This is a genomic window from Treponema sp. R80B11-R83G3, from assembly GCF_054786115.1.
Map to the genome: position 1 here is coordinate 1 of NZ_BDHF01000309.1, position 1,100 is coordinate 1,100.

General features: G+C 45.3%; 1 protein-coding gene. It reads right to left on the reverse strand.

The features are described 5' to 3' along the window. Positions 1 to 26: 26 nt before the first annotated feature. On the reverse strand, positions 27 to 1,100 hold a 1,074-nt coding region (locus tag ACYVRH_RS13520), incomplete at its 5' end, for an IS4 family transposase (RefSeq protein ID WP_461257414.1).

Genomic DNA, 1,100 nt, shown 5'->3' on the forward strand with positions numbered 1-1,100 from the left:
ATCATTAGTGTCCAAAATAAATCCCCCTACCATACGAACTCCGTCTGACATTCAGGTAACTTATTAATTTTTGGCGGCGGGCTTGTACCACATAAAAAATCATAAAGGGAAACACGTTGAAACAACATTGTCTTTATTACAGAAATAAAATTAGTAAATGACAGATGTAAACTTTTTGATTTTACTTTCAACAGATAAAATAACAGGTACGCTATTAACGCCGTCCATATCTGCGTCATGACGGCGTTTTTGGAGTTGCCATAAAACCGTTTTATTTTCAGGTTTTGTTTTATCGTTTTAAAAAACAATTCTATCTGCCACCGCTCCTTATACACACCGCCTGCAGTCGCGGCAGACCACTTCAGGTTATTCGTTAAAAGCGCTATCCGCTTCTTTGTTTCAGGATCGCGCACCGTTATTTTACGCAGCCTTATTTCTTCCGACAATGACGGAATTATTATTTCATAATCGGATATGACGTTCCCTCCTTCCCTAACAGGATTCTTTTTGACCGGCTTATATGCGGCGTTTTTCTTTAACCGGGTCACAAAATACGCTTTTTTCGCGCAAATTGACGCGAAATAGGCGTAATCGGCGTATCCACGGTCAAAAACAAGCACGTCCCCAGTTTCATACGGCACTTCCCGCGCCTTCTTTGCGTCATGCTCACGGGCGTTTGACTGAACCGCGAAGCAGGGTATCTTCCCCTGATGATCCAGCTTGACCGTAAGCTTTATCCCGCCTTTGCCTTTGCGGAAATCAGCCCAGGGAAATAATTTTAAGCACAGGTCTATCGTCGTGGAATCGATGCTGTACAACGGGTTCTTAAACTTAAACCCGTGGCTTCCAAACGCCGATTGCGCCTGAACCGACAAACTTTCAAATACCGCGTTAAATAAATCCGCGCTCCTATGCGCGTTCGCATACGACAAGGTTGACCTCTTTATTTCCCGTTCGGTATCCTTTATGCCCATGTGGTACCAGCCGTTGCGCTGGCTGTTCATTCCCTGTTCCATGCTCCTAAGCCCGTGCTGGCCGGTCAGTTGGCTGAAGAGCATGGTGACAAATTGCGTCCAGCTTCTTAACCCTTTGGCCCCGTG